The organism is Avibacterium sp. 20-132 (assembly GCF_023611925.1).
Taxonomy (GTDB): Bacteria; Pseudomonadota; Gammaproteobacteria; order Enterobacterales; family Pasteurellaceae; genus Avibacterium.
This window is the reverse complement of the sequence record NZ_CP091456.1, coordinates 2315642-2340194: the sequence shown is the minus strand read 5'-3', so window position 1 is coordinate 2340194 and position 24553 is coordinate 2315642. Positions and strand designations below refer to the sequence as shown.

The 24553-nt window shown below is 40.9% G+C and carries 26 protein-coding genes and 1 other RNA gene; 20 read left to right on the top strand and 7 right to left on the bottom strand.

Annotated elements, in window-relative coordinates; genetic code table 11:
* Window positions 1–97 precede the first annotated feature (97 nt).
* The 7 genes from L4F93_RS11185 (at window position 98) to L4F93_RS11155 (ending at window position 4139) form a co-directional block, all read left to right on the top strand.
* The gene (locus L4F93_RS11185) at window positions 98–526 is read left to right on the top strand and encodes a hypothetical protein (protein WP_250350309.1); all 429 of its coding nucleotides are present in this window, start codon (window positions 98–100) and stop codon (window positions 524–526) included.
* A gap of 10 nt (window positions 527–536) precedes the next feature.
* Entirely contained in the window at window positions 537–890 is a 354-nt protein-coding gene (locus L4F93_RS11180; protein WP_250350308.1) for a hypothetical protein, read from the top strand.
* 541 nt (window positions 891–1431) lie between these two features.
* Window positions 1432–2262 (top strand): phage antirepressor N-terminal domain-containing protein, encoded by an 831-nt coding sequence (locus tag L4F93_RS11175; protein ID WP_250350307.1) that lies wholly within the window; start codon window positions 1432–1434, stop codon window positions 2260–2262.
* A gap of 111 nt (window positions 2263–2373) precedes the next feature.
* Window positions 2374–2736, top strand: coding sequence for a type II toxin-antitoxin system RelE/ParE family toxin (locus tag L4F93_RS11170; RefSeq protein WP_250350306.1), 363 nt, complete (start codon window positions 2374–2376; stop codon window positions 2734–2736).
* A gap of 4 nt (window positions 2737–2740) precedes the next feature.
* A complete protein-coding gene (locus L4F93_RS11165) occupies window positions 2741–3043 on the top strand; it encodes an XRE family transcriptional regulator (RefSeq protein ID WP_250350305.1) in 303 nt (100 codons plus the stop codon).
* 46 nt (window positions 3044–3089) lie between these two features.
* On the top strand, window positions 3090–3368 hold the full coding sequence (locus tag L4F93_RS11160; RefSeq protein ID WP_250350304.1) for a hypothetical protein: 279 nt from the start codon (window positions 3090–3092) through the stop codon (window positions 3366–3368).
* Window positions 3369–3425: 57 nt separating this feature from the next.
* Complete coding sequence (locus L4F93_RS11155; protein ID WP_250350303.1) at window positions 3426–4139, top strand: phage minor tail protein L; 714 nt, start codon at window positions 3426–3428, stop codon at window positions 4137–4139.
* On the opposite strand, the gene L4F93_RS11150 is transcribed toward L4F93_RS11155, so the two are convergent.
* On the bottom strand, window positions 4136–4441 hold the full coding sequence (locus tag L4F93_RS11150; RefSeq protein WP_250350302.1) for a HigA family addiction module antitoxin: 306 nt from the start codon (window positions 4439–4441) through the stop codon (window positions 4136–4138). The genes L4F93_RS11155 and L4F93_RS11150 overlap by 4 nt on opposite strands.
* A gap of 10 nt (window positions 4442–4451) precedes the next feature.
* Entirely contained in the window at window positions 4452–4730 is a 279-nt protein-coding gene (locus tag L4F93_RS11145) for a type II toxin-antitoxin system RelE/ParE family toxin (RefSeq protein ID WP_250351695.1), read from the bottom strand.
* A gap of 61 nt (window positions 4731–4791) precedes the next feature.
* Between L4F93_RS11145 and L4F93_RS11140 the strand changes: the two genes are divergently transcribed.
* The 7 genes from L4F93_RS11140 (at window position 4792) to L4F93_RS11110 (ending at window position 13605) form a co-directional block, all read left to right on the top strand.
* Window positions 4792–5535: a C40 family peptidase gene (locus L4F93_RS11140; protein WP_250350301.1), complete on the top strand. Its 744-nt coding sequence runs from the start codon at window positions 4792–4794 to the stop codon at window positions 5533–5535.
* Entirely contained in the window at window positions 5478–6086 is a 609-nt protein-coding gene (locus tag L4F93_RS11135) for a tail assembly protein (protein WP_250350300.1), read from the top strand. Before L4F93_RS11140 ends, L4F93_RS11135 begins: the two co-directional genes overlap by 58 nt.
* 29 nt (window positions 6087–6115) lie before the next feature.
* Window positions 6116–11488 (top strand): phage tail protein, encoded by a 5373-nt coding sequence (locus L4F93_RS11130; RefSeq protein ID WP_250349879.1) that lies wholly within the window; start codon window positions 6116–6118, stop codon window positions 11486–11488.
* Between the two features lie 61 nt (window positions 11489–11549).
* Window positions 11550–11876, top strand: a complete 327-nt coding sequence (locus L4F93_RS11125) for a hypothetical protein (protein WP_250349880.1) — start codon at window positions 11550–11552, stop codon at window positions 11874–11876.
* 2 nt (window positions 11877–11878) lie between these two features.
* Window positions 11879–12205 carry a hypothetical protein gene (locus tag L4F93_RS11120; RefSeq protein ID WP_250349881.1) on the top strand — a complete coding sequence of 109 codons (327 nt, stop codon included), beginning with the start codon at window positions 11879–11881 and terminating at the stop codon, window positions 12203–12205.
* Between the two features lie 11 nt (window positions 12206–12216).
* Window positions 12217–13290 carry a collagen-like protein gene (locus L4F93_RS11115; RefSeq protein ID WP_250349882.1) on the top strand — a complete coding sequence of 358 codons (1074 nt, stop codon included), beginning with the start codon at window positions 12217–12219 and terminating at the stop codon, window positions 13288–13290.
* A 48-nt stretch (window positions 13291–13338) separates the two neighbouring features.
* Window positions 13339–13605, top strand: coding sequence for a DUF1353 domain-containing protein (locus L4F93_RS11110; protein ID WP_250350299.1), 267 nt, complete (start codon window positions 13339–13341; stop codon window positions 13603–13605).
* An 85-nt stretch (window positions 13606–13690) separates the two neighbouring features.
* Here L4F93_RS11110 and ssrA read toward each other — a convergent pair.
* From ssrA to L4F93_RS11090, 4 genes are all read right to left on the bottom strand, one after another.
* Window positions 13691–14057, bottom strand: a transfer-messenger RNA (tmRNA) gene (gene ssrA, locus L4F93_RS11105).
* Between the two features lie 105 nt (window positions 14058–14162).
* Window positions 14163–14798, bottom strand: a complete 636-nt coding sequence (locus L4F93_RS11100) for a histone (RefSeq protein ID WP_250350298.1) — start codon at window positions 14796–14798, stop codon at window positions 14163–14165.
* Between the two features lie 367 nt (window positions 14799–15165).
* Window positions 15166–17304, bottom strand: coding sequence for a phosphate acetyltransferase (gene pta / locus L4F93_RS11095; RefSeq protein WP_250350297.1), 2139 nt, complete (start codon window positions 17302–17304; stop codon window positions 15166–15168).
* 65 nt (window positions 17305–17369) lie between these two features.
* Complete coding sequence (locus L4F93_RS11090; protein ID WP_250350296.1) at window positions 17370–18572, bottom strand: acetate kinase; 1203 nt, start codon at window positions 18570–18572, stop codon at window positions 17370–17372.
* Between the two features lie 257 nt (window positions 18573–18829).
* On the opposite strand from L4F93_RS11090, the gene yfbV reads away from it, so the two are divergent.
* The 5 genes from yfbV (at window position 18830) to smrB (ending at window position 22815) form a co-directional block, all read left to right on the top strand.
* Window positions 18830–19270, top strand: a complete 441-nt coding sequence (yfbV, locus tag L4F93_RS11085) for a terminus macrodomain insulation protein YfbV (protein WP_250350295.1) — start codon at window positions 18830–18832, stop codon at window positions 19268–19270.
* A 164-nt stretch (window positions 19271–19434) separates the two neighbouring features.
* Window positions 19435–19935, top strand: a complete 501-nt coding sequence (locus tag L4F93_RS11080; protein ID WP_250350294.1) for a CvpA family protein — start codon at window positions 19435–19437, stop codon at window positions 19933–19935.
* A 12-nt stretch (window positions 19936–19947) separates the two neighbouring features.
* Complete coding sequence (gene purF, locus L4F93_RS11075) at window positions 19948–21459, top strand: amidophosphoribosyltransferase (RefSeq protein ID WP_250350293.1); 1512 nt, start codon at window positions 19948–19950, stop codon at window positions 21457–21459.
* On the top strand, window positions 21459–22031 hold the full coding sequence (locus L4F93_RS11070) for a UbiX family flavin prenyltransferase (RefSeq protein ID WP_250350292.1): 573 nt from the start codon (window positions 21459–21461) through the stop codon (window positions 22029–22031). Before purF ends, L4F93_RS11070 begins: the two co-directional genes overlap by 1 nt.
* A gap of 280 nt (window positions 22032–22311) precedes the next feature.
* Window positions 22312–22815 (top strand): endonuclease SmrB, encoded by a 504-nt coding sequence (gene smrB / locus L4F93_RS11065; protein ID WP_250351694.1) that lies wholly within the window; start codon window positions 22312–22314, stop codon window positions 22813–22815.
* A 19-nt stretch (window positions 22816–22834) separates the two neighbouring features.
* Here the strand turns inward: smrB and L4F93_RS11060 are convergent, their stop codons facing one another.
* Window positions 22835–23677 (bottom strand): patatin-like phospholipase family protein, encoded by an 843-nt coding sequence (locus L4F93_RS11060; protein ID WP_250350291.1) that lies wholly within the window; start codon window positions 23675–23677, stop codon window positions 22835–22837.
* Between the two features lie 111 nt (window positions 23678–23788).
* Between L4F93_RS11060 and L4F93_RS11055 the strand changes: the two genes are divergently transcribed.
* On the top strand, window positions 23789–24553 hold the full coding sequence (locus L4F93_RS11055) for a glycosyltransferase family A protein (protein WP_250350290.1): 765 nt from the start codon (window positions 23789–23791) through the stop codon (window positions 24551–24553).

The following is a 24553-nucleotide window of genomic DNA, read 5'->3' as shown; positions in this document are numbered from 1 at the left end:
TTTAGAAGTGGTGGGCGCGGTGATGTGATCCAGATCACTTTAAAACTCGCCTGATTTTGGTATGATTAACGCCTATTTTTTAGCTTAGGAGTTAATTATGAAAAAATTATGTGGAGTTGTTGCAATCAGCTGCATTCTTTCTGCTTGCGCTACAACTCCAGTATTCCTGCAAGATGCTAAACCTGTTCCTGAAAATAGAGTTTTGGCATTTAAAGAATATAATCCAGAGTATGCTAAAGTAACAATTACGCGTGATGCAGGTGCGCTCGGAAGTGGATGTTATTTAGGAGTAATGTATAGACAAACATTACTTGCTAGATTTGATCCTAAAGAAAAGGCTACTTTTTATATCCCTGAAGGAGAGTGGAAGTTTGCGGTAACGCCAGATCCAATGGGGCGTGGTTTATGTTCAGGGGCTATGGGGTTTAATCCAGCTGTAGAAATCCAGAAAATTGAGAAAAATAAGGAAAATTTATTCCGTATTAGCTCTGGTCCTTACAGACGACCTCGATTACTACCAATGTGATTTGTCCCAAATGAAAAAACTACTATTATTTATTTTAGCTAGTGTTGTCTTATTAAGCGGATGCGGTTCTAGCTCTAAAAACATAAAAGCGGAAAAAGGAGAAAGCTATTTTTCAAGCAAGTCAAAGGATGCCTTAAAACGCTGTATGATAGAGCAATTAGACGAATTTAGACCCTATAGAATGGTTATTAATGACTTTGATAATGTTTCAGAAATCTATATTGGAGCAGTACAATCAGGGTATTTAAGATACTTTTATCTTTTTGAAATAACCAATGGTAAGATCCTTTTTAAAAGAAATGGGGTCTATTATGCACCGTTATCTGTAAACGAGGCAAAGAATAAGATTTTTAATTGTCAATAACTATAAACCCTGTTGACCTCAACAGGGTTTTCTTTTATATTTACTCCATAGGCGTCAGAACCTACAACCAAAGGCGGTAATCCGCACCCGACAGCATAGCGGTTTTTTTATGCGTAAAATTTGTGTTTCTCCTATTTCTCATCACGAATGGATCGCACATTTCACTCTATGCCGAGAGGGCGGAGAATAAAATACCCGAAAGGGGAATAATCCCGACCGTTCCTTTGGCGGTTTCTGAACCTCTTGGCACCAACCATATTCATTATGAATATAGTTGACATAAAAATGCTTAAACTGTAGTATTTAAAACAAGGTCTCAAAAGCCTTTATGTTCAGCGGTAATTCACCCCGTTAGCGTGATTTTTTTGTATCTGGGTTTCTCCTATTTCTCATACCTGATACAAAAACAACAATTAATATCAATGATCGACAGTGCGAGGAATACAACACCGCAAGGGAATAACTCCGCCAGACTGAACACTGGTTTTGAGCTGTCGATCACCCTAATTAATTAGGGATTTCTCTCAAAAGGAAATGTTCAATGAAAACTCAACTTCAAACCGTAAACTTCCATAACCAAACTCTTTTAACTATTGAGCAAAACAACATTCATTATGTTGCAATGAAACCAATTTGTGAAAATATTGGCTTAGCTTGGAATGCTCAGCTATTGCGAATTAAAAGAGATGAAGTGCTTTCCCAAGGTATGATCGTGATGATCACACCTACAAATGGCGGAGAACAAGAGATGGTCTGCCTCCCAATCCAATATCTCAACGGCTGGCTATTTGGCATTGATGTAAAACGGGTGAAACCTGAAATTAGAGAAACGCTCATCACCTACAAAAGAGAATGTTATCAGGCGTTGTTTGATTATTGGAATAAAGGCAAAGCGGAAAGATCGCAAACCACAGTTGATGATCGCACAGGCTTACGTGATGCCGTCAATATGCTAGTGAGCAAAAAAGGTTTAATCTATTCTGATGCGTATCAGCTTATTCACCAGCGTTTCAATGTTAATCACATTGACGAATTAAGCAAAGAGCAATTACCGCAAGCAGTGGAATATGTGCATAAGCTCGTCTTAGAGGGAGAGCTAATAGAGCCACCTAAAAAGCAAATAGTAGAAATTCCACACGAAGGGCGATGGTTAGTGATTGTAAATAAACACAATCCGCAAAACTACCGCATAAAAAATATGGACGGTTGTAATTTCGTTGATCATAAAAAAGCACGACAATTATTGCAAGAAACACATCAAACAGCCGATTTGCTGTTAGAACTTTCACGAAGAATGCGATTGATTGACGGCTATTATGAAGAAAATTTTAATACACCTATTGCCGAAACAAGAAATAGAACGTTGATTTAAAACTCAACCAAAACCAACCGCACTTTAGTTTAAGTGCGGTTGTAAATTTCTTGCTTTGCTATTGGTTATAGATTAAAATCTATATCAGATAGCAAAAAAGGTAATCGCTGCATGAAACAAGAATGGGAAGTTATTTTACAAGACCCGCTTTTAAGTTGGTTTGATACGTTGGCAGAAGATGATTTATTAAAAGTCTATGCTGCATTGGAATTATTATCAACAGAAGGTCCGCAATTAGGTAGACCGTATGCTGATACACTACAAGGTTCTAAATATACCAATTTAAAAGAATTGAGAGTGCAGTCTAAATTATCCGTATTTCGTTTGTTTTATCTCTTTGATCCAATTCGACAAGCTATTGTGTTATGTGGTGGAGATAAAAAGGGCAAAAAAGAGAAACTCTTTTACAAAGAGATGATCGCACTTGCCGAGAAAACTTACGAGGATTACCTTTCTGAATTTTCAAAGGAGTAAGAAAATGAGCGTAGCATTTAAAGATTTAATGAGTAAACTTCCTGCTGAAAAGCAAGCGAAAGTGAAAGCAATGGCTGATGATATGCGTATGGAGTTACAACTTTACCGCATTCGTGAAGAATTAGAACTTTCACAAAAACAAATGGCGGAAGCGTTAAATATTTCTCAGCCATCTGTTGTTGCACTTGAAAAACGTGGTAATGATATTAAATTATCATCAGTTAAGCGATATATTGAAGCAATGGGCGGTGTTTTAAATTTATCGGTTGAATTACCTACTGGGAAAACCGTCACCTTTAATTTATAAATACGGGGATTTGGTAGATTGAACCTATAAATATCGGAGGTAAACGATGAGTGAATTTAGTACCGCTTTTATAGTAGCAATGATAGGTTTTAAGCGAATATTGGCATTTATTCTGCTTGCTGTTGTTGGTTTCATTTATGTCCATTATGGTGTGAAATTGATCGACTTAATCCCATTAAGTGCTGAATACTATCGTGGTCTGCTATATGCGCTAATTTTACCGGGTATTCCCTTAATATTATGTATTATTTGGATTATTAAGATTTTAAGTGATCCAACACTAACCAAAGAAGAAAAAATAAATCGATTATTTGGTCGATATTGAATAATCCATTGATTGACACAAGCTCGCAAATGCGAGCTTTTTTATTGGAGAAATAAAATGCCCCAACAAGTCCCAATCCAAATGAAACTTGAGCTAAGTAAACTCGAACAAAACGCAATGATCGAACTGTTTGAAGTGGATTTGCGAAACCTGAAAGACAAAGATGGAATGAATGGCGAATTGTTCCGCTTTTATGCTGGCACAAACGAGATGATGCAACCTATCATCTGGCAAGGGCATACTTATGAAGCCTTTGGCGTCAAAGCCAGTGGATTTTCGATGTCAGGGCAAGGTCCAAGTAACCGCCCAGAATTAACGCTTGCCAACATCAACGGTTTTATCACAGGGCTTGTGCAACGCTTTGACCAGTGTTTAGGTGGCATTGTCCGCCGTCGCCAAGTTTATATGCAGTATTTAGACGCGGTAAATTTTGCGGACGGCAATAAACAAGCCGACCCAAGTCAAGAGGTGCTGAGCTACTTTGTGATTGAGCAGTTATCTACACTTAAGCGAGATGTGGCGGTATTTACGCTGGCATTACCCACTGAAACGGATAACGCCTTAATTTCTGCTCGCACTATCACGGTGCAATGTGGTTGGCTTTATCGCTCCGCCGAATGTGGTTACACAGGGCCACCAGTGGCGGATGAAAAAGACCAACGCACCCGTGATAAAAATAAAGACAAGTGCAGTGGCTTAATTAGCGGTTGTAAGTTGCGTAACAATCTACGCAACTATGGGGGATTTGTGTCAGTTGACAAGCTGGGTTAATGGCTGTTGGTTACCTCATGAGCGTTTGTGGCATATAGCGGTTGAACATCAAATTGTTTATCTTGCTCTAAATGCCATAAATCATATTGGGCTTGCATATTCAGCCATAAGTTCGGTGAAGTATTAGGCAAAAGTTTGCTAAGGCGCATTGCCATTTCAGGCGTAACGCTCGTTTTTGCATTTAAAATGCGAGAAAGTGTAACACGTGTTACGCCAAGTTTATCGGCAACTTCGTTAATTTTAAATTCAGAAATAATATCTCTTAATACTTCCCCGGGGTGTGCGGGATTGAACATTCTCATTTATTACTCCTTAGTGGTAATCTTGATAATTGACAATTTCTGCATCGCCATTTTCAAATTTAAAGGTCAAACGCCAATTGGCATTCACTTTAACAGACCAATGTCCGCTTAAATCCCCTTTTAATGGGTGCAAGTTCCAACCGGGCATATCCATTTCAGAGACATCACTAACGACATTAAGCGTGGTAAGTAATAAATGGAGCTTTTGGGCGTGCTTAGGTTGGATACCCGCCGTTGAGCCAGTTTCAAAAAATGCCTGTAAGCCTTTATGTTTGAATGAAATAATCATTGTCATCTCTACCTTGTGTATAGCGAGATGATACATTAATAAAGAGTGAGTGTAAAGCCTTATGTTACAAAATTTAAAAGAACAAATCATCACCTACGCTAAAGCCCAAGAACCGCACGAATGTTGCGGTTTTGTTGTTTTAAAGGGTGATAAAACGGTTTTTATTCCTTGCGAAAACCAAGCGGAGGATAAGGAAAACCACTTTGAAATTTCGCCCGAAGATTTTTTACAAGCAGATTCTCAAGGAAAAATCACCGCACTTGTGCATTCGCACCCGAACGGTGAACCCATGCTATCGATTTTAGACCGCCAAACCCAACTGGCGGCAGACTTGGATTTTTGGCTGGTGTGCGATGATGAAATCCATATTTTCCCAAAAATCCCACCGTTGCTTGGACGTGAGTTTAATCACGGCGTAATGGATTGCTACACGCTGTTTCGGGATTTTTATTATCTCGCTGGGGCGGATTTTCCGAACTTTGAACGAGATGATTATTGGTGGGAAGACGGTTTCAACTTGTATCTCGACAATATGACAACCCACGGCTTTGAGCGTATTGCTGATGAAAGTGCGGTGCAAATCGGCGATGTCATTTTAATGCAGGTGGGTGCCGATGTACCAAATCACGCTGCGATTTATATCGGTGAGCAAATGGTGCTACATCACAGCCCACGCCGCTTATCAAAACGAGATTTATATGATGGTTACTGGTTTAAACATACACATAGCATTTGGAGATTTAAGCAATGGTCAACGTTAGATTTTACGGTGCCCTTAAACAGTTTGGCACTGCATTTAAGTTAGAGGCGGAAACACCAGCAGAATGTATTAAGGCTCTCACTTCACAAATTCCTAAATTGAGAGAATTTATTCAGCAAGGATTATTTACCGTGCGCATCGGGCGTGAATATCTTGATAATCGCTATTTAGAAAAAGGCTTGTTTTACAAGCTCAAAGCGGGAATGACGGTGCATATTACCCCTGTGTTGAAAGGGTCGAAAAAAGCAGGGCTGTTTCAGACTATTGTTGGGGCAGTTTTAGTTGTTGTTGGAGCGGTACTCTATGCTTACGGTGGACAAGCATTAATTTCAGCAGGTCTTGGGTTAATGATTAGTGGGGTGGCTCAAATGCTCACCAAACAACCCGCTATGTCAAACCAAAATGAGGCGGAAAAGAAACAATCCACAGCATTCTCGAACCGGGCCAATATGATTGCGCAAGGTCGAATGGTGCCGTTAGCGTACGGTCGCATACTCACAGGCTCAATGGTGATTTCGCAAGGCGTGCGCACGATTGATGTGGAGGTGTATAAAGCACCCCGTCGCACAGGGTTTGGAAAAGGTAGCTTTGCATAAGTAACAATGATTTTAATAAGGAGTAAATTATGGGTGGAGGAGGCGGTGGTGGCGGTCGTACGCCCGTTGAAGCGCCAGAAAGTGGACGCTCAAAACAGTTAGTCAATATTGTTGAAATTATTTCCGAGGGTGAAATCCAAGGCTTGGTGGACGGGGTAAAATCTGTATATTTGGATAAAACGCCAATCCAAGCTAGCGATGACAGTTACAATTTTAATAATGTGGACGCGCAAGGGCGCATTGGTGTGCAAGACCAAGACATAATGGAGGGGTTTAACACGTCAGAAAAAGAAGTGGCAGTCAGCGCACAGGTACGCAAAACCGTGCCGATTACTCGTACTATTACGGATAGCAAAGTTTCTCGTCTGCGCTTAACCCTTGGCGTTCAGTCGCTATTTAGTCAGAATGACCAAGGGGACACCAATGGCACAAGGGTAGAGTTGCGCGTAACCATTGGGGAACGTATTTATCCTGTGGTGATTGAAGGCAAATACAGCTCACAATATTTACGCCAGTTTGAGTACGGCGATTTGCCACCCGTGCCATTTCAAGTGCGGGTTGAGCGTTTAACTGACGATAGCAAAAGCCAACGTTTACAAAATAACACGGTTTGGTCGAGTTATACCGAAATCATCGAAACGCAGTTTGCTTATCCCAATACCGCACTTGTCGGCATCCAGTTTGACTCTGAGTATTTTGGTTCAATCCCAAACCGAAACTATGAAATCTACGGGATTAAACTCAAAGTGCCAAGTAATTACGACCCAATTAACCGCACTTATACTGGACTTTGGGACGGTACGTTTAAGATTGCATGGTCAAATAACCCAGCGTGGGTGTTATATGATTTGATGACCAACAAGCGTTATGGCTTAGGTCAACGATTGGGCGAGTTTAGCGTGGATAAATGGACACTCTACCAAGTGGCGCAATATTGTGACCAACTTGTGCCAGACGGCTTTGGTGGTAAAGAACCCCGTTTTACCTGTAATGCTTGGCTTGTTGAGCAACGCAAGGCTTATGATGTCATCAATGATATTTGCTCAATCTTTAGAGCAATGCCTGTGTGGAATGGGCGTGAATTCACTGTCGTGATGGATAGACCCGCCGACCCCGTGTGGACTTATACCAACGCCAATGTGGTCAATGGCGAATTTAGCTATCAATATTCTGCACTTAAAGCGCGACATAACGAAATCCACGTTGAATATATTGACGCTTCGGACAGTTATGAAAAGAAAGTGGAAGTGGTATCAGATGATGCCTTAATTCGTCGCTACGGGTTAAATATCAAAAAGGTAACGGCTTTTGGTTGCACTTCGCGCGGACAGGCGCACCGTGCAGGAAAGTGGATTTTAGAAACCGAACGATTAGAGACTAAAACCGTAACTTTTAGCGTGGGTGCAGAAGGTTTAATGCATATCCCCGGTGATATTATTCGTGTGGCAGACAGCGATTATGCGGCGACGAATATCGGTGGACGCGTCTTAGCGATTGAGGGGCACAAAGCCATTTTAGACCGTGAGATTACAATCTCGGGTAAAAGTTATTTGACCTATATCAACGCTGAAGGTAAGCACAAAGACATTCGCATTCTGGGCGTGGCAGAAGGTAATCAGGCGGTGCTAGAAACTATGCCTGAAGATTTAGTGCCTTATACGGTTCGGACGCTTACTACGCAACAAATCAATGTACAATTGTTTAAATGCCTTTCAATCAGCGAGGAGGAAAAAGGCAAGTACACTATTGTTGCCTTGCAACACGAACCGCAAAAAGAAGCCATTGTGGATAACGGTGCCGTGTTTGAACCAAGAGAAACCACGCTTGCAACGAGCGGTCTGCGCAAAGTGAATAATGTCTCAGTACAGGCCAATAGCGACGGTATTGAGCTAAGTTTTGATGCCATTGTACAAAATAGTGCAAGGGTGAAGTACCAGATTAAACTCTATCGTGACGGCAAGTTTTATAAGCTGTATGACAATCTCACCACACCGAAGATGACTTTTGTTGGCTTGCCTGATGGCGAGTATATTGCCGAAGTTCGTGCTAAAAATGCCCAAGGGCAACTTTCTGAACCAGTCACAAAAACCTTTACTGTGCGTTTGGCGGTCAGCGAATTGGTTACTGTACCAAAAATGTTTGCTATCGAATTGAACTGGCGTAACCCGATTTTTGCCAATCCCAAAACCGCCATTGAAATTTGGGTGAGCCAAGATAATCAATTTGCCAATGCGCGCAAACTGGTGAGCCTTGCTTACCCAACGAGTAGCTATACCTACACAGGCCTGGGTTTAAATGACCGGTTTTGGTTTTGGGCGAGAATGGTTGATGGGGATAATGCGGGGCAATTTACAGACGCAGTAGAGGGGCGACCAAGTCAAGATGCTACTGTCTTGACTGATTATTTACACGGTAAAATCACCAAAAGCGAACTCGATCAAAGCCTGATTGATAGCTTGCAGGCAGACATTGCAAGTGCGGTAGAAAATGAGGCAGGAAATCGTAAAACAGCGGTTGCTAATGCTATCTCGCAAGTGGTTGCTGAATCACAAGCACGAGCAAAAGCCATTCAAGACGAAGCTAAAGCACGAACTGCGGCATTGAATGCTGAAGTAACAAACCGCACAAAAGCAATTCAAACCGAAAGCACGAAATTGACCGCAAAAATTCAAGCGGAAGCCAATGCTCGTGGCACAGCTATTTCACAGCTGCAAAATGTCGATACTCAACAAGCACAAAAAATTACTGCCTTGACAGCGAAAGCGGAACAAGCCTTATCAGGGTTAGATGCAGAAAAAGTAGCAAGGGCGAAAGGGGATGAGGCAGAAGCACGGCAACGTACTGCACTTACATCAAGAGTGGCTAGCGCAGAAAGTGGATTGACTACTCTACAACGCACCGTCAGCACACAGGCACAAAGTCTGTCTGAAATTAGCCAAAACCTGAATGCGAAATTGGATAATTTACAAATCGGCGGACGAAATTATGCTGATGATGGTGATTTTTCGCGCGGGCGTTGGCACTTCTCCACAGGGAGCCGAGATGACAGAAATCATCAAATAAATGATGGTATTGTTACGGTTACAGGCTCATCTACAACGTGGAAACAATGGCAGCTCTACTCTAAACCTTTTGGCTCTACTAAAGGCTCGAAAAGCCTTGGAAAAATTGAGGTTGGTAATAGTTATACATTGAGTTTTGAAGCTCGTTGTATCAGTGGTAGCCCTCAAATGTGGATGAGAGTACGTGAAAACCGCCGAAATGGATTGCCGACGGTTGAGCGAATTACTACAGGGTATATTAACTTGACCGACCAATGGCAACGCTACTCAATGACTGGGTTATTGCAAGATGATGGCGAAAATTTTGATTTTTGGCGAATCATTTTAGGTTATAGCCAAATTGGGCAAGTACAGTATCGCAAAGTCAAGCTCGAAAAAGGCACCGTTGCCACCGACTGGACACCCGCACCTGAAGATTTAGAAAGTGCAGTGGAGGCAGTAAGTGCAGATTTGACAAGCTACAAATCTACGCAAGCCACTAAAGAGCAAGCAACGGCTCAACAAGTGAGCAACTTAACAACAAGAATGGCGACGGCTGAAAGCGGAATAGCTCGCGTAGAAAAAACCGTGTCAGATAATCGCACTTCAACCGCCGCACAACTAAATCAGCTTACAGCGAATTTGAATAAAGCTAATAGCCAAATTACGGAAGAAAAATCAGCTAGAGCCAGTGGTGACAAAGCTAACGCGGATAAAATCACCGCATTAACGAGCCGTGTAAGTAACGCAGAAGCGGGCATTACGAATATCCAATCGACAAAAGCCAATAAAACTGAAGTGGCAAGTCTTGCACGCACAACGCTACAAAGCGAATGGCGGAGAGATGCGAAAGCCGAAGTGGATAACATTAAAGTTGGTGGGCGTAACTTTTTGCAAGATACAGAAACATTTAGTCCTGAGTTCTGGCGGTTCAGTAAGCATCAAGATGAGCCAAGAGTAGGGAGGGTTGAAGATGGCGTATTACTGCTTCCATCATCGACCGCGCTATATTCGTCTTGGAGCCTTATTGCTAAAAAATCTACAGCTTTACAAAAAGTGGAGCTAGGTGAGCAATACACCATTTCTTTTTGGTACAAGGCTACAAAAGATATGTCGGTGAGTGCTTATGTGCGACAGTTTTATGATGATAACTCGTTTAAAGATAATGCAAGGTCTAGCTTTGTTTTGCCAAAATCTGATGAGTGGGTGAGAGTATCTAAGCCGATTGTTATCAATAAATTAGACAAAGAGGGGCGAAATCGCGAAGCATTGCAATTTATTTTTACAAGCTATGCAACCGCTGATGGTGTAATTTACATCAAAAAGCCGAAGTTGGAAAAAGGCACAATCGCCACCGACTGGACACCTGCACCGGAAGACTTAGAAAGTGCAGTGGAAGCAGTAAGTGCAAAAGTTGATAGTACGCGAGAGACGCTAACCCGAGCCGATCAAGCACTTGGTCAACGTATTGATACCGTAACCGCATCTATTAATGATGCTAAAGCACAAATTTCGACCGTAAGCAGAGCTGTTGCGACAACAGACGGCAAGCTATCTGCTACTCACACCATCAAAACGCAAACCATTGCAGGCGGTCGTAAAGCGATTGCCGGCATTGCGTTGGGTGCATCAGGTGATAACCGCACAGCAGAAAGCAGTGTGATTGTTATTGCAGATAAATTTGGCGTGGTGAAAAATGCCAGTGATGGTAATGTTGTACCGATGTTGTCTGTCGTTAATAATCGCGTTGCCGTTAATGGCGATTTAATCGCGGATGGCACAATTATTGGTAAGCATATTCGAGCAAATCAAACCATTTCTGCGCCGAATATTACGGGCGGAAGTATCACGGGGACGACCATTACAGGTAACCGCATTAATGGTGGGACGATTAATGGGTCGACTATCGAAGGTGGCATTATCCGCGGAACGAGGCTAGAAGGGGCAACGGGAAAATTTACTGGTCAGCTTGAAGTCACCGAAATTATTGGTTCAAATATTTATGAGTTTTTCACTTATGTATGCGGGAAATTACGATATAGCACGGACCGAAAACAAGTAAATATTTATATCGATCAGAGACCCGTAGATAGAATGATTCGCTTTATTACGGAGGGATTTAATATCGAGAAAACGTATCAAGAGGCTTATGATGGAGGAGATACGTATACACGTACTCATAACCGTTTAGAGCAGCTTACGATTAATGGGGTTGATGTGAAAAAACGAAATTATTATTTTTTACCCAAAAATACGAGAGGCAATATCATTCTTATATATGCTGATGCCAGTGTATATTATGATGGAATATTGAAAATTGATGCCTTTATCGCAAATTCTGCGAGAACAATACATCTTTAACTAAACCAACCGCCCTCTTGGCGGTTTTCTTTTATCTAAAACAAACAAAGAGGAAATTATTATGAAATACATCGAAAAACAACTTGAAGATAATCGCACCGGTGCGAGCGTAAATTATCACGAAGTAACAGGATTGCAGGTAGATTACCTAAATCACGCGACTTACATCACAATTGCATCTTACGTGTCGAAAGCGAAAAAAGAGGCGGGTAAGGAGTTGTTATCAGTCAATACATTTACCATCCCCAGCGTACCGGCGTGGGACCAAATCCCGTACGAATGGGCGTTATCTGAACTAGTCAAAGCGCAGCCAGAAGAGTATGTGCCAGAGGACTACGAGGGCTACGTTAATCCTTATCTCTTTGCTAGTGGAAAAGTTAAGGAGTAGCGATGCACCAAGAAGACTTAGCTTTATACCGTGGAGATGACACCACCTTTAAAATCGCCTTTACCACTGACGAAGGCGATTTTTTATTGGGGGACGGACTGCTTGAAATGGAGATTAAGCCTCAAATGGGGCAAGGTGTCCGCCTCTCCTCCGCTGAGGGCGGGATTACTTTGTTTAATGCTAATACGGTATTACTCAATTTCACGCACGCCCTCACCAAAAACTGGAGCTGGAAAAAAGCTGATTATGACTTACAGCTGACCAAAGACGGCAAGGTGAAAACCTTGATGCGCGGCAAAATTCTATTAACTCACGATATTACAAAATAAGGAGGGCTATTATGGCCAAAGAAATCAGAGCAAAAGCTGAAAAATCAGACATCAACATCAATGTAACGGTTACCGCCGCAGAATTGCTAAAAGGCGATACGGGAGATGTAGGACCTCAGGGTGAACAAGGTCCACAAGGCGAACCTGGCCCAAGCGGTAAATCCGCATATCAAGTAGCCGTTGACAACGGGTTTGGGGGGACGGAAGCAGAATGGTTAGCCAGCTTAAAAGGGGAGCAAGGTCACGCTGGGCTTGATGACGGGGTAAAACGAATCATCAAAGCGTTAACACAGGCGCAATATGATTTTAGCCAGCTTGGTAAAATATATGGATTTGCCTCAGATAGTGCGCTTATTACTGTTGCAAATATTAGTCGTATGCCAGCGGTGAAAGGGGAAACCTATGCATTTACTCCAGATATAGCCCACTTGGACGACGGTAATCTCATTTTTGACGATACTGAATATGCAGGCAAAGTAACCGTAACAGTACCTGCGTTAGATGATTTGCCGCTTGGGGAATTTGAGGTGGACTTGCAGCGCGTACAACAACAAGAAGTGCAGTTACAAAATTATATCCATCTGTATGACCCAAATGTTGATGGCGATACAGTTTATAAGCGTGTTAGCTTAAGTAGAGGAGCGAGCACGCTCGCATTTAGACAGGGACAAGAGTGGGATGAGATTTATAAATTGGCACTTGCGCCAGAAGTAATTGTCATTAAAGTGGTCGGAGGGGCAATGTCCATCTATGATGAGACAGGAGCGTTATTAACAACAGAGACGTATAGTAACGCAATCAGCAAGCTACCGTTAAAAGATACTTACTTATATCGTGTAGATCCGCCACCTGAACGCCTGGTAGATGTGGTCTCTTTACCTCATAACGGCGGATTCGGCTTTAAAGCACCGTTTACGGGCGATTACCAAATCCGCTTTAGCGATGATACCAGTATCACAATCACGCTCGAGGGGGGGAGCCCATTACCAGATGTTAACTATAGACAACGCGTATTTATTTATAACTCCCAAGAGTATAGACTAGACAACATTGTATCTATTGATGGTATGCTTGATCGGAGTTAATTTTGTTTTGGCCGCACAAAAGTGCGGTCATTTTTTTTTGGAGAGTTTATGAGCAAGAAACAGAAACATTATTGCACAGGGTGGAAATCCGCACCTGCTGATGTGAATGACTGTTGCCATCAACACGATCGGGATTATGGCATCAATGGCACGGTATCGCGAAAAGAAGCCGATGAGCGGTTTTTGCAATGTATGCTAAAAAATAAACGCCCAATTCTAGGACGGATTTTATATGGATCAGTGAGAATGAAGGGAATATATAAAAGAGTTTTATTCGCTCCTATTGCTCGCGGATCACCTGCGGATCATTTGTAGTTATATTTGAGTTGCATTAAAAGTTGAGATAATTTAATAACCTATTGATTTTAATGCTATAGTTGTATCTAGGTTATATCAAATTTGGTGGAGCTGGGGGGAGTTGAACCCCCGTCCGAAATTACTCTACCTTCAGTACTACACGTTTAGTCTGGTCTTTAATTTCACTTAATCACTGCGGACAGACACGCGATAACTAAGCTAGCTTGATTCAATTTAACGCTTCGATCCTCAAGCGGAGGCGTCCACGCGATCTCGTTTGGGTTTGACTCCTCTTGATCCCCGTCTTACGAGCGGAAGCTAGGGAGAGAAGGCTATGAGCAGGTTATTAAGCTGCTAAAGCGTATTGTTCGTCGTTTGCGACTATTTTTTTGCGGTTTATTTACGAGGCCAACCGCACCTCGACGTGCACCTTGGGCTTCGCTAATCCCGTCGAATCCAGAATCAGCCCCAAAATTTTGTTAATTCTATCAAGGAATTGATTGAATTTAAAGAGAAATAAAATAAAAAGGCTAGAAATATACTAGCCTTTTCTAGTTATCACTGATATTACTAAATTATTTAGTTAAACTTTCAATTTTTTCAACTGCGGCGTCTTTCGCTTCAGTTACTTTTTCTACTGCAGCATCTTTTGCTTCTACCGCACTATCTTTAACCGCTGCGGCTTTGTCCATTGCAGCATCTTTTACTTCAGCTGCTTTTTGTGCTGCTGAATCAACTACTGAACTTGCTTTTTCTACTGCGGCATCTTTTGCTTCTACGGCAGCATCTTTTACATCTGCCGCTTTTTCTGCTACTGCATCTTTAGCGCCAGTTACTTTTTCTACTGCTGCGTCTTTCATTTCAGCTGCTTTTTGGGTAGCCGCATCAGCCATAGAAGTTACTTTATCAGCCGCTGTATCTTTCATTTCAGTCACTTTTTGTGTTGCTGCGTCAGCCATTGAGCTTGCTTTTTCAGTAATTGCATCTTTAGCTTCAGTAATTTTTGATACTGCAGTGTCTTTTACATCTTTTGCAGCTTCAACTGCTGCATCTTTAACATCTGATGCTGCTTGAGCTACAGCGTCTTTTGCTTCAGAAACGCTTGATTTTGCATTTTCAACTTGTGCTGAAACTTTGCTTTCTTTATCGAAACAGCCAGTTACAGTTAAAGTTGCACCTAATACTAATGCGGCTAATAATGATTTTTTCATTTTTACTCCTAAATAAATAATTCAATAATGAGATACAAACCCCACGTTTGCGGTGCATAGTCTGTAACAAAAACGTGGAAAAATAAACTACTATTTACATTTTTTTACGTATTAATTTTAACAATGTTTAAGGTGATTCTTTTAACTTATTGAAATTAAATAAAAAGATATTTTTTAAATAATAGATTGTTATTTTATGTAAAGAATGGAACTTTTACGAATGATGAATTTTATAGCTTAATGTGGTTGTTTTCTCATCGTTATGCGTTTTCGACAGAAAATTTTGATGTAAAAAAATCTGCACTTAACGCTTATTTTAAGGTTAAAGTGCAGATTTAAAGTGCGGTCAATTTTTTCTTAGTTTTTGTTATTGCGTAGCTTGAATTGCTGTTAATGCGATAGTGTACACAATATCATCGACTAATGCACCGCGAGAAAGGTCGTTTACTGGTTTACGCATACCTTGTAGCATCGGACCAATAGAAACGAGATCTGCAGAGCGTTGTACCGCTTTATAGGTGGTGTTACCAGTATTTAGATCAGGGAATACGAATACTGTCGCTTTACCTGCAACTGGTGAGTTTGGTGCTTTAGAACGCGCTACATCTTCCATAATTGCCGCGTCATATTGTAATGGACCATCAATAATAAGATCAGGGCGTTTTTCTTGAGCAAGACGTGTTGCTTCTTTCACTTTTTCTACATCAGCACCACTACCAGATGTGCCTGTAGAGTAGGAGATCATTGCCACTTTCGGATCTATACCAAAGGCTTTCGCAGAATCGGCGGACTGAATTGCAATTTCGGCAAGCTGTTCTGCGGTTGGATCTGGGTTTACTGCACAGTCACCATAAACAAGCACTTGATCTGGTAATAGCATAAAGAAGATGGAAGAAACAATAGAATTACCCGGTGCGGTTTTGATAATTTGCATTGGTGGACGAATGGTATTTGCTGTGGTGTGTACTGCACCTGAAACCAGACCATCTACTTCATTTGCTTCTAACATCATGGTACCAAGTACTACGGTGTCTTCTAGCTGTTCACGTGCGAGTGCTTCAGTCATTCCTTTATTTTTACGCAATTCGACTAAACGTGCTACATAGTTTTCACGTACGCTCGCAGGATCAATGATTGTGATACCTTTGCCTAATTGTACACCTTGGGCTTCAGCAACACGCTGAACGTCAGCTGGGTTAGCTAAAAGTACACATTCTGCAATACCACGTTCTGCACAAAGTGCAGCCGCTTTGATTGTGCGTGGCTCGTCCCCTTCAGGCAAGACAATACGTTTTTTCGCTTGACGTGCTAATTCGGTTAGTTGGAAACGGAAAGCCGGTGGCGATAAACGACGTTGGCGAGAAGATTCGGCCACAATTGAATTGACAAATTCAGTATCAAATTGTTGGCTTGTGTATTGTTTAATGCTTTCAATACGCTCTTTATCATCCACAGGTACTTCAAGATTGAAACTTTGTAATGCAAGGGCTGTTTGCCAAGTATTGCCTTCAATACGGAAAATTGGCAATCCTGTGCTTTCAAAAACAGGTTGGCAAAGTTTTTTAATTTGGCTATCTAGTTTGTATCCGCCAGTTAAAAGCAAGCCACCTAATTCAATACCGCTGCTTGCAGCAAGGGCGGCAGCAACTAGCACATCAGGGCGATCAGCTGAAGTGACTAACAAGCTACCATTACGGAAGTGTTCAACCATATTAGGTAAGCTTCTTGCGCAGAAAGTAATGCTACGAATACGGCGAGTCTGGATTTCCCCTTCATTGATAATGGCTGCGCCTAAATGTTTTACCAAATCAATGACACGGGTGGCGATAAGTTCTGCATTCCAAGGAATACAAGCGAGTATTTTGATTGGGCTTTTTTCAAATAAGTTATATACTTCAGCCACATTACTATGGCTATGTTGATAAGCATCAAAAATTTCACTTAAATCAGGGCGAGTACGACCAGATTCATCAATTGGTGCATTAAATTTGTTAATGACGACACCCAATAAGTTTTTGTTATTTTTACCCCCAAATTGTGAAGCAGCGGCTTCTACACGCTCTTTAAGCTGAGCTGGCGTTTCTGTTGAAGGGGCAGCCACAAGAATGATTTCTGCATCTAAGGCTTGGGCAATTTCATAGTTAATGCTGTTTGCATAGCTATGTTTACGTGTTGGAATCAATCCTTCAACAATGATAATTTCATTGTTTTTAGCTAATTGTTGATGATTTTCAACAATTTTTTCTAATAGAACATCAGATTGATTTTGACCAATCAAGCTTTCCGCTACGCTCAGCATAAACGGCTCAGCAGTTTCAATAGAGGTGCTAGTACGAACGATAGAGGTGCTGCGATCGAGTTTATCTTCACCAGTATTTGGTTGTGAAATTGGTTTCATAAAACCAATTTTTGCGCCTTTTTCTTCAAGTGAACGAATTAAACCAAGGCTAACACTGGTTAAACCAACGCCAGCACTCACCGGAATAAGAATAATTGTGCGAGACATAATAAACCTTTAGGTTAAATAATGAAAAAGAAACTGCCGAATGATTCGGCAGTCTGTTTATAACGTTAGATACAAAGTTTTGCAGTATCTTGTGCAATAACAAGTTCTTCGTTTGTTGGAATCACCATTGCAACAGGCGTGTTGTCTGCGGTGATCACACCTTCGTTACCAAAACGAGCAGCAAGATTTTTAGCGTTATCTAGTTTATAACCGAAGAGTGTTAAATGCGCTAAGGTTTTTTCACGAACAAGTCCTGAGTTTTCACCAATACCACCAGTAAACACAATAGCATCTAAACGCTCACCAATCACAGCCATATATGAACCGATATATTTTGCTAAACGGTAACAGAATACATCTAATGCACGTTTTGCTGCGGCTTCTGCATCATAGTTGTCTTCGGCATAACGACAGTCGCTGGTTACTTCTGTTAAACCTAATAAGCCCGATTTTTTGGTTAATAGAGTGTTGATTTCTTCAACGCTCATACCTAGATTGTCGTGTAGGTAGAAAATGATTGCGGGATCTAAATCACCAGAACGCGTCCCCATCACTAAGCCTTCTAATGGGGTTAAGCCCATTGACGTATCAATACATTTACCGTGACGAACGGCAGCCACAGAGGCACCGTTACCTAAGTGACAAGTGATCACATTAACTTGATCCGCAGGCACATTTAAACGCTCAGCGGCTTGCTGGCTTACATAGTAATGGCTTGTACCGTGCGCCCCATAACGGCGAACACCGTGCTCTTTATATAAAGAATAAGGAATTGCATAAAGATAAGCTTCTTCAGGCATTGTTGTATGGAATGCTGTATCAAAAACCGCCACGTTTTTATCTTTTAAATGTGGGAACATTTTGAACGCTTCTTCAATACCAATTAAGTGAGCCGGGTTGTGTAATGGTGCAAATTGGATCGCGTCTTTAATACCTTGAATCACTTCATCATTGATAACAACAGAAGAAGTGAATTTCTCACCACCGTGAACAATACGATGGCCAATTGCCACAATCTCATCTTTTAACGATGGATCGAGTGGGAAAATATTGTTCACAATAAATGCAAGCGCTTCACTGTGTGCCGCACCAGCACCTAATTCGGCATTGCCTTTTTCACCGTGTAATTTCCACTTAATACGTGCATCAGGTAAATGGAATGCTTCTGCTAAACCAGATAATTTTTCTTCACCCGTTACCGGATCTAAAATTGAAAATTTAAGTGATGAACTACCGCAGTTAAGTACGAGAACTAATTTTTGAGACATAAGTAACCTATCTTTAATTAAGTTAAAAGGAATCCGTCTAAAATAGCCTAAACGGAGCGACATATAAAAGTCGTTAGATCTTGCATAGGATACACTGTTCACTCAATAAAATAAATTCTCAAGGCAGAAAAAATACGATATTTATCAAAAAAATGATTAAAAATTAAAATTTTTTTATAAAAAATAAACCCAAGAAAAAGGAAAAGAATGGGCTATAATGCCCAAATTGATTACCGTTCAGCATAACAAGGAAAACGATGAAATTTTTCACCGCACTTCAACAAGGGCAACAATATCTCGACACTTGGCCGTTAATGCCTAAATTGGGAATGATTTTCCCCGAAAATCGCGTAATTAAAGCCACTCAGTTTTCACAAAAGTTGATGCCATTTTTGGCAGTGTTTGCATTGGTATGGCAACAAATGTATGCCAAAGGGGATATGGTGGCACTGGCGGCAACAATATTAACGGCACTTTTTTCTTTGTGTTTACCTTTGCAAGGGCTTTATTGGCTCGGCAAGCGTGCGAAAACACCATTGCCTCAACAAAGTGCGGTGCAATTTTTGCAAATTTGTCAGCAGTTAGAAAAAGTCGGAAGTGGTGTCAAGATGCCAGAGAAACCGACTTATCAAGATCTCGCATTCGTACTAAAAAAGGCAGCACAAAAATTGCCCGCAGACGTTTGGCAATCCTTATAATGCTCTTAATATGTGCTTTGTTGATCCCGCTAAAAGCGAGTGATATAGTACGGCACTTTTTAACCTTTAGGATAAAAAACTGCAAATAATGCTACGCAAACGTTTTCGTTTTTTGCTAGAATAGCGCGGTCATAAATATCCTATCTATTGTAGAGATTATTTTCGTGAACAATTATTTAGATTTTATTATTATCGGAATTATTGCTTTTTCTATTATTGTCAGCCTTTTGCGTGGTTTCGTACGTGAGGTGATGTCCCTTGCAAGCTGGGTCGTCGCTTTTTTGGTCGCAAATCATTTTTATCCTTATGTTGCCAACTTTTTAACTCAAATTGAATCAGGCTATATTCGTAATGGCGTAGCCATTGCCATTTTATTTATTGCCACTTTAATCATTGGGGCAATTGTGAATTATTTAATTAGCCAACTGGTAGATAAAACCGGGTTATCTGGCACAGATCGTGTATTAGGTGGCTGTTTTGGTTTATTACGTGGGGTATTGATTGTTGCGGCACTCTTATTCTTTGTCGATACCTTTACTAACTTTAGTCAAAGTGATGTGTGGAAAGAATCAAAATTAATCCCGCACTTTGGCTTTATTGTGGAATGGTTCTTTCAAAAAATTCAGGAAAATTCCAGTTTATTAAACTCAACATTAACTCAATAGGGGATAACACGAATGTGTGGTATTGTCGGTATAGTGGGGACAAGCCCTGTCAATGAAGCAATTTATAATGCCTTAACGGTTCTTCAACACCGAGGGCAAGATGCGGCAGGAATTGTCACTATTGATGATGAAAATCGCTTCCGTTTACGTAAGGCAAATGGGCTGGTAAGTGATGTTTTCCAGCAAGTACATATGCTACGTTTGCAAGGCAATGCTGGCATAGGGCACGTTCGTTATCCGACTGCGGGCAGTTCCAGTGTTTCTGAGGCGCAGCCTTTTTATGTAAACTCACCTTATGGCTTAAGCCTTGTTCATAACGGTAATTTAACGAACTCTGAACAACTGAAAAAGACCTTATACGAACGCGCTCGCCGCCACGTGAATACCAATTCAGATTCAGAAATTTTGCTTAATATCCTAGCCTATCATCTTGATCATATTTATACCCAACACCTTTCGCCCGAAGATATTTTTCACGCGATTAAAGCAACACATAATGATATTCGTGGTGCTTATGCTTGTGTGGCAATGATTATCGGACACGGAATGGTTGCGTTTCGTGATCCGAATGGGATTCGTCCTTTAGTGCTAGGAAAACGTGAAGAAAATGGCAAAACAGAATACATTTTTGCCTCAGAAAGTACCGCACTTGATGTGGTTGGTTTTGAATTTGTACGTGATATTCAGCCGGGAGAAGCGGTTTATATCACCTTTGACGGCAAATTTTATGCACAGCAATGTGCGGATAATCCAAAATTGACGCCGTGTATTTTTGAATACGTCTATTTTGCCCGTCCAGATTCCAATATTGATGGGGTTTCAGTCTATGCTGCGCGTGTGCATATGGGGAAATATCTGGGCGAAAAAATTGCTCGTGAATGGAAAACGTTAGACATTGACGTGGTGATCCCCGTACCAGAAACGTCAAATGATATTGCCTTACAAATAGCCCATATTTTGAATAAGCCTTATCGTCAGGGCTTTGTAAAAAATCGCTATGTGGGACGCACTTTTATTATGCCCGGGCAAACTCAGCGAGTGAGTGCAGTACGGCGTAAACTCAATACCATTTCTTCTGAATTCAAAGGCAAGAACGTGCTATTAGTAGATGATTCGATTGTACGTGGTACAACATCAGAGCAAATTGTTGATATGGCGCGTGCTGCAGGAGCGAAAAAAATCTACTTCGCCTCAGCCGCACCAGAAATTCGTTATCCTAATGTGTACGGCATTGATATGCCAACAAAACACGAACTCATTGCTTATCAACGAGAAGTGGACGAAATTGCGGCACTGATTGGCGTGGATAAATTGATTTTCCAAGATCTTGATGCACTAACCCAATCTGTCCAACAAGAAAATCCAGCAATTAAAGATTTTGATTGTTCTGTGTTCACAGGGCATTATGTAACAGGCGACATTACACCAGAATATCTTGATCATATTGCCGATTTACGTAATGATAGTGCCAAGAAAAAGCGTGAGAAAGACGCCACTAATCTTGAAATGCACAACGAGAGCTAATGACCAAACAACGTTTAATTATTGCCATAACGGGCGCTTCAGGAGCGATTTATGCCATACGTCTATTGAGCGTGTTGCAAAACGTTCCTGAACTTGAAACTCATCTAATTATCAGCAACGCCGCCAAGCAAACTTTGAGTGCCGAAACGGATTATAGCATTCAACAAGTACGTGCTTTGGCGGATAAAACTTATGATATTCGCGATATTGGCGCCGCCATTTCTTCGGGATCTTACCGCACATTGGGAATGGTTATTCTGCCTTGTTCAATTAAAACCTTGTCAGGTATTGCGCACAGCTACACCGATGATCTCATCACCCGTGCGGCAGATGTTTGCTTAAAAGAACGCAAACCATTGTTTCTTTGCGTGCGAGAAACGCCGTTACATTTAGGCCATTTACGCTTAATGACCCAAGCAGCAGAAATTGGGGCAACCATAATGCCTTTAATGCCAGCCTTTTATCATCGCCCTGAACGTATTGATGATATTATCAATCAGAGTATCAATCGTCTTTGCGATCAATTTGGTATTACGCTTGAGCAAGATTTATTTCAGCGTTGGGGAGAATAAGCGTAATAGGGCGATTTTCTCTCTTGAGCATCCCATTGAAAATCCTTTAGCCCTATTGAATAATATAGGGCTTTTTACTATGGTTATTGCTGCTTAAAGCAAAGGCTTGCGTTAAAAAACCGAGAACAAGGTTTTAATGAATATGTGGCAATAAAAGTGTTTGTGATATTTTAACGCAATATCAGGGTTGCATATATCGTATAGCAAATATGATTTTGTATAATGTGAAATTCGGCTGCCGATAACATAGGGTAATACTAAGAAGTTTATAGCAATGAATATGATAAATGATGAAGAAAAAGCATTATTTCGTGATGCAATACGCGGGGTAAAACCATTAACACAAAATGAAATCGTGCCAATGTATAGACAAACGAAACAGAAACAGGCACAGCGGGAACAACGCGAAACAGAAGATACATTATTCTTTTTCTCTGATGATTATGAGCCTTTATTAAATGAAGAGGGCGCAGTGAAGTATTTGCGAGAAGGGGAAGACACTTATCTGCTGAAACAATTACGTCGTGGTGATTTTTCACCTGAATTATTTTTAGATTTGCACGGTTTAACGCGAGAAAAAGCAAAATTGGAACTCGCGGCGCTAATTCAAGCCTGTGAAAAAGAGCATATCTATTGTGCAAGCATTATGACAGGCTATGGCACTTATACATTGAAACGCCAAATCCCTCGTTGGCTTGTGCAGCACCCGCGAGTTCGCGCGTTACACCAAGCGCCGAAAGAATGGGGTGGGGAAGCCGCAATTTTAATTTTGCTTGATGTATAGTGTTCTTCTCGCAAGCACACTATGCGTTAAGATAGCCTCTAAGATTATCCATTTGTTTTTCAGCTTCATTCAGCCCTAATTCATACATCGCTTGAATTTTTTGTGGATCTTTTTCGATACGCTTAATTTTCAGATCTTGTGATGGGCGAATGACGAAAATTTTTCCCGCCTTCTCTAACTTAATAATATTTTCAATTTGTTGATTATACGCTTCAGCACGTTGGATAAGTTTTTCAGCCAAGCGGGGATAGTGACGGTAGAACCCATTAATCAGCCATTTTGTTGAAGGTTTTTTGCGATAATCTAAAGTGCGGGTCAAAATGACGATGATTTTGTCGTAGCCCAACGTTTGGCAAAAATCTAAAGGAATGCTATCAGCAATGCCCCCATCTAAATATTTTTTACCATTTATTTCAACATATTGTGAAACAAAGGGCATTGCAGAAGTGGCGCGTAAGGTTTCCATTTGAGCAAAAGGATCGGTGATTTTTACATATTCTGCTTGCCCTGTTTCAATATTGGTTAGCGTGGCGTAGAAATCAGTATTCGCTTGCTTGAAGGCGTCATTATCAAAGGGATCAAGCGTAAACGGCAGTTGATAAAAGGCAAAATCCTTGTTCACAATATTGCCTGTGGTCACTAAGCTAGTTAAGCCGAGATAGCGTTTGTCATTTAAATATTTTAGGTTATAGCGAATGACACGCCCTGCTTGCTTAGAAGGATAATTCACGCCAAATAATGCACCTGCTGATACGCTCACTATGCCGTCAATATGTACATTTTCGTTAAGAAACACATCAAGCACGCCAGCAGTGAACATTCCACGCATTGCGCCACCTTCTAACACTAATCCCACTTTCATTCTTACTCCAATTGTTCAAAATTTTTTGATCATAGCATTTTATGATTATTGGATAAAAATATTTTTTTATTTACTTTATAATGGACGAAATTGCATTTTTTAGGAGATTTAATGAATTTTCCATTAATTACAGTAATTACACCAACTACGGGCAATATTCATCTGAACCAGGCAATTCAATCCGTGGCACAGCAGAGTTATCCTTATATTCAACATTTAATTATGGTTGATGGACAGGCACCTAAAGCAATGGAGATTTTATCTCGTTATCGCCATTATGCTCATCTTGATATAGTGCAGTTGCCCTATAATATTGGTACTAGAACCTTAGATATCGGGGGGCATACACTTTTAGGGCATCCTTCTTACGGTATGGGCTTGTTCTTAGCGAAGGGAGATTGGATATGCTTTCTTGATGAGGATAATTGGTTCTCTCCCGAACATATAGCATATTTTGCTTCCATCCTGCAACAGGAAAAGAATGCTAATTTTTGGGCTTATGCATTACGTAATATCGTTGCCCAAACTGGGGATTTTATTTGTCAGGATAATTGTGAATCTTTAGGGGCTTGGCTTAGTGTGGGAGGGTATCATTTAATTGATACAAATTGTTACTTCTTACCGCGTCATTTGGCTTTGCAATTTGGAGAGATATTTTATCACCCTTTTATGGACAGGCTATTATCGCAAAGTTTACTTCAACAATCATATAAAATATGTTGTACTGGAGAATATACTGTAAATTATCGATTAGGAAATCGAATAGATTCGGTAAAAGCAAAATTCTTTCAACAGGGGAATGATATAATGGCAAACAATTATCCTTCCCCTTTCCCTTGGCAAAGTGCAAAACATAAATTAAAAGGATTAATATAG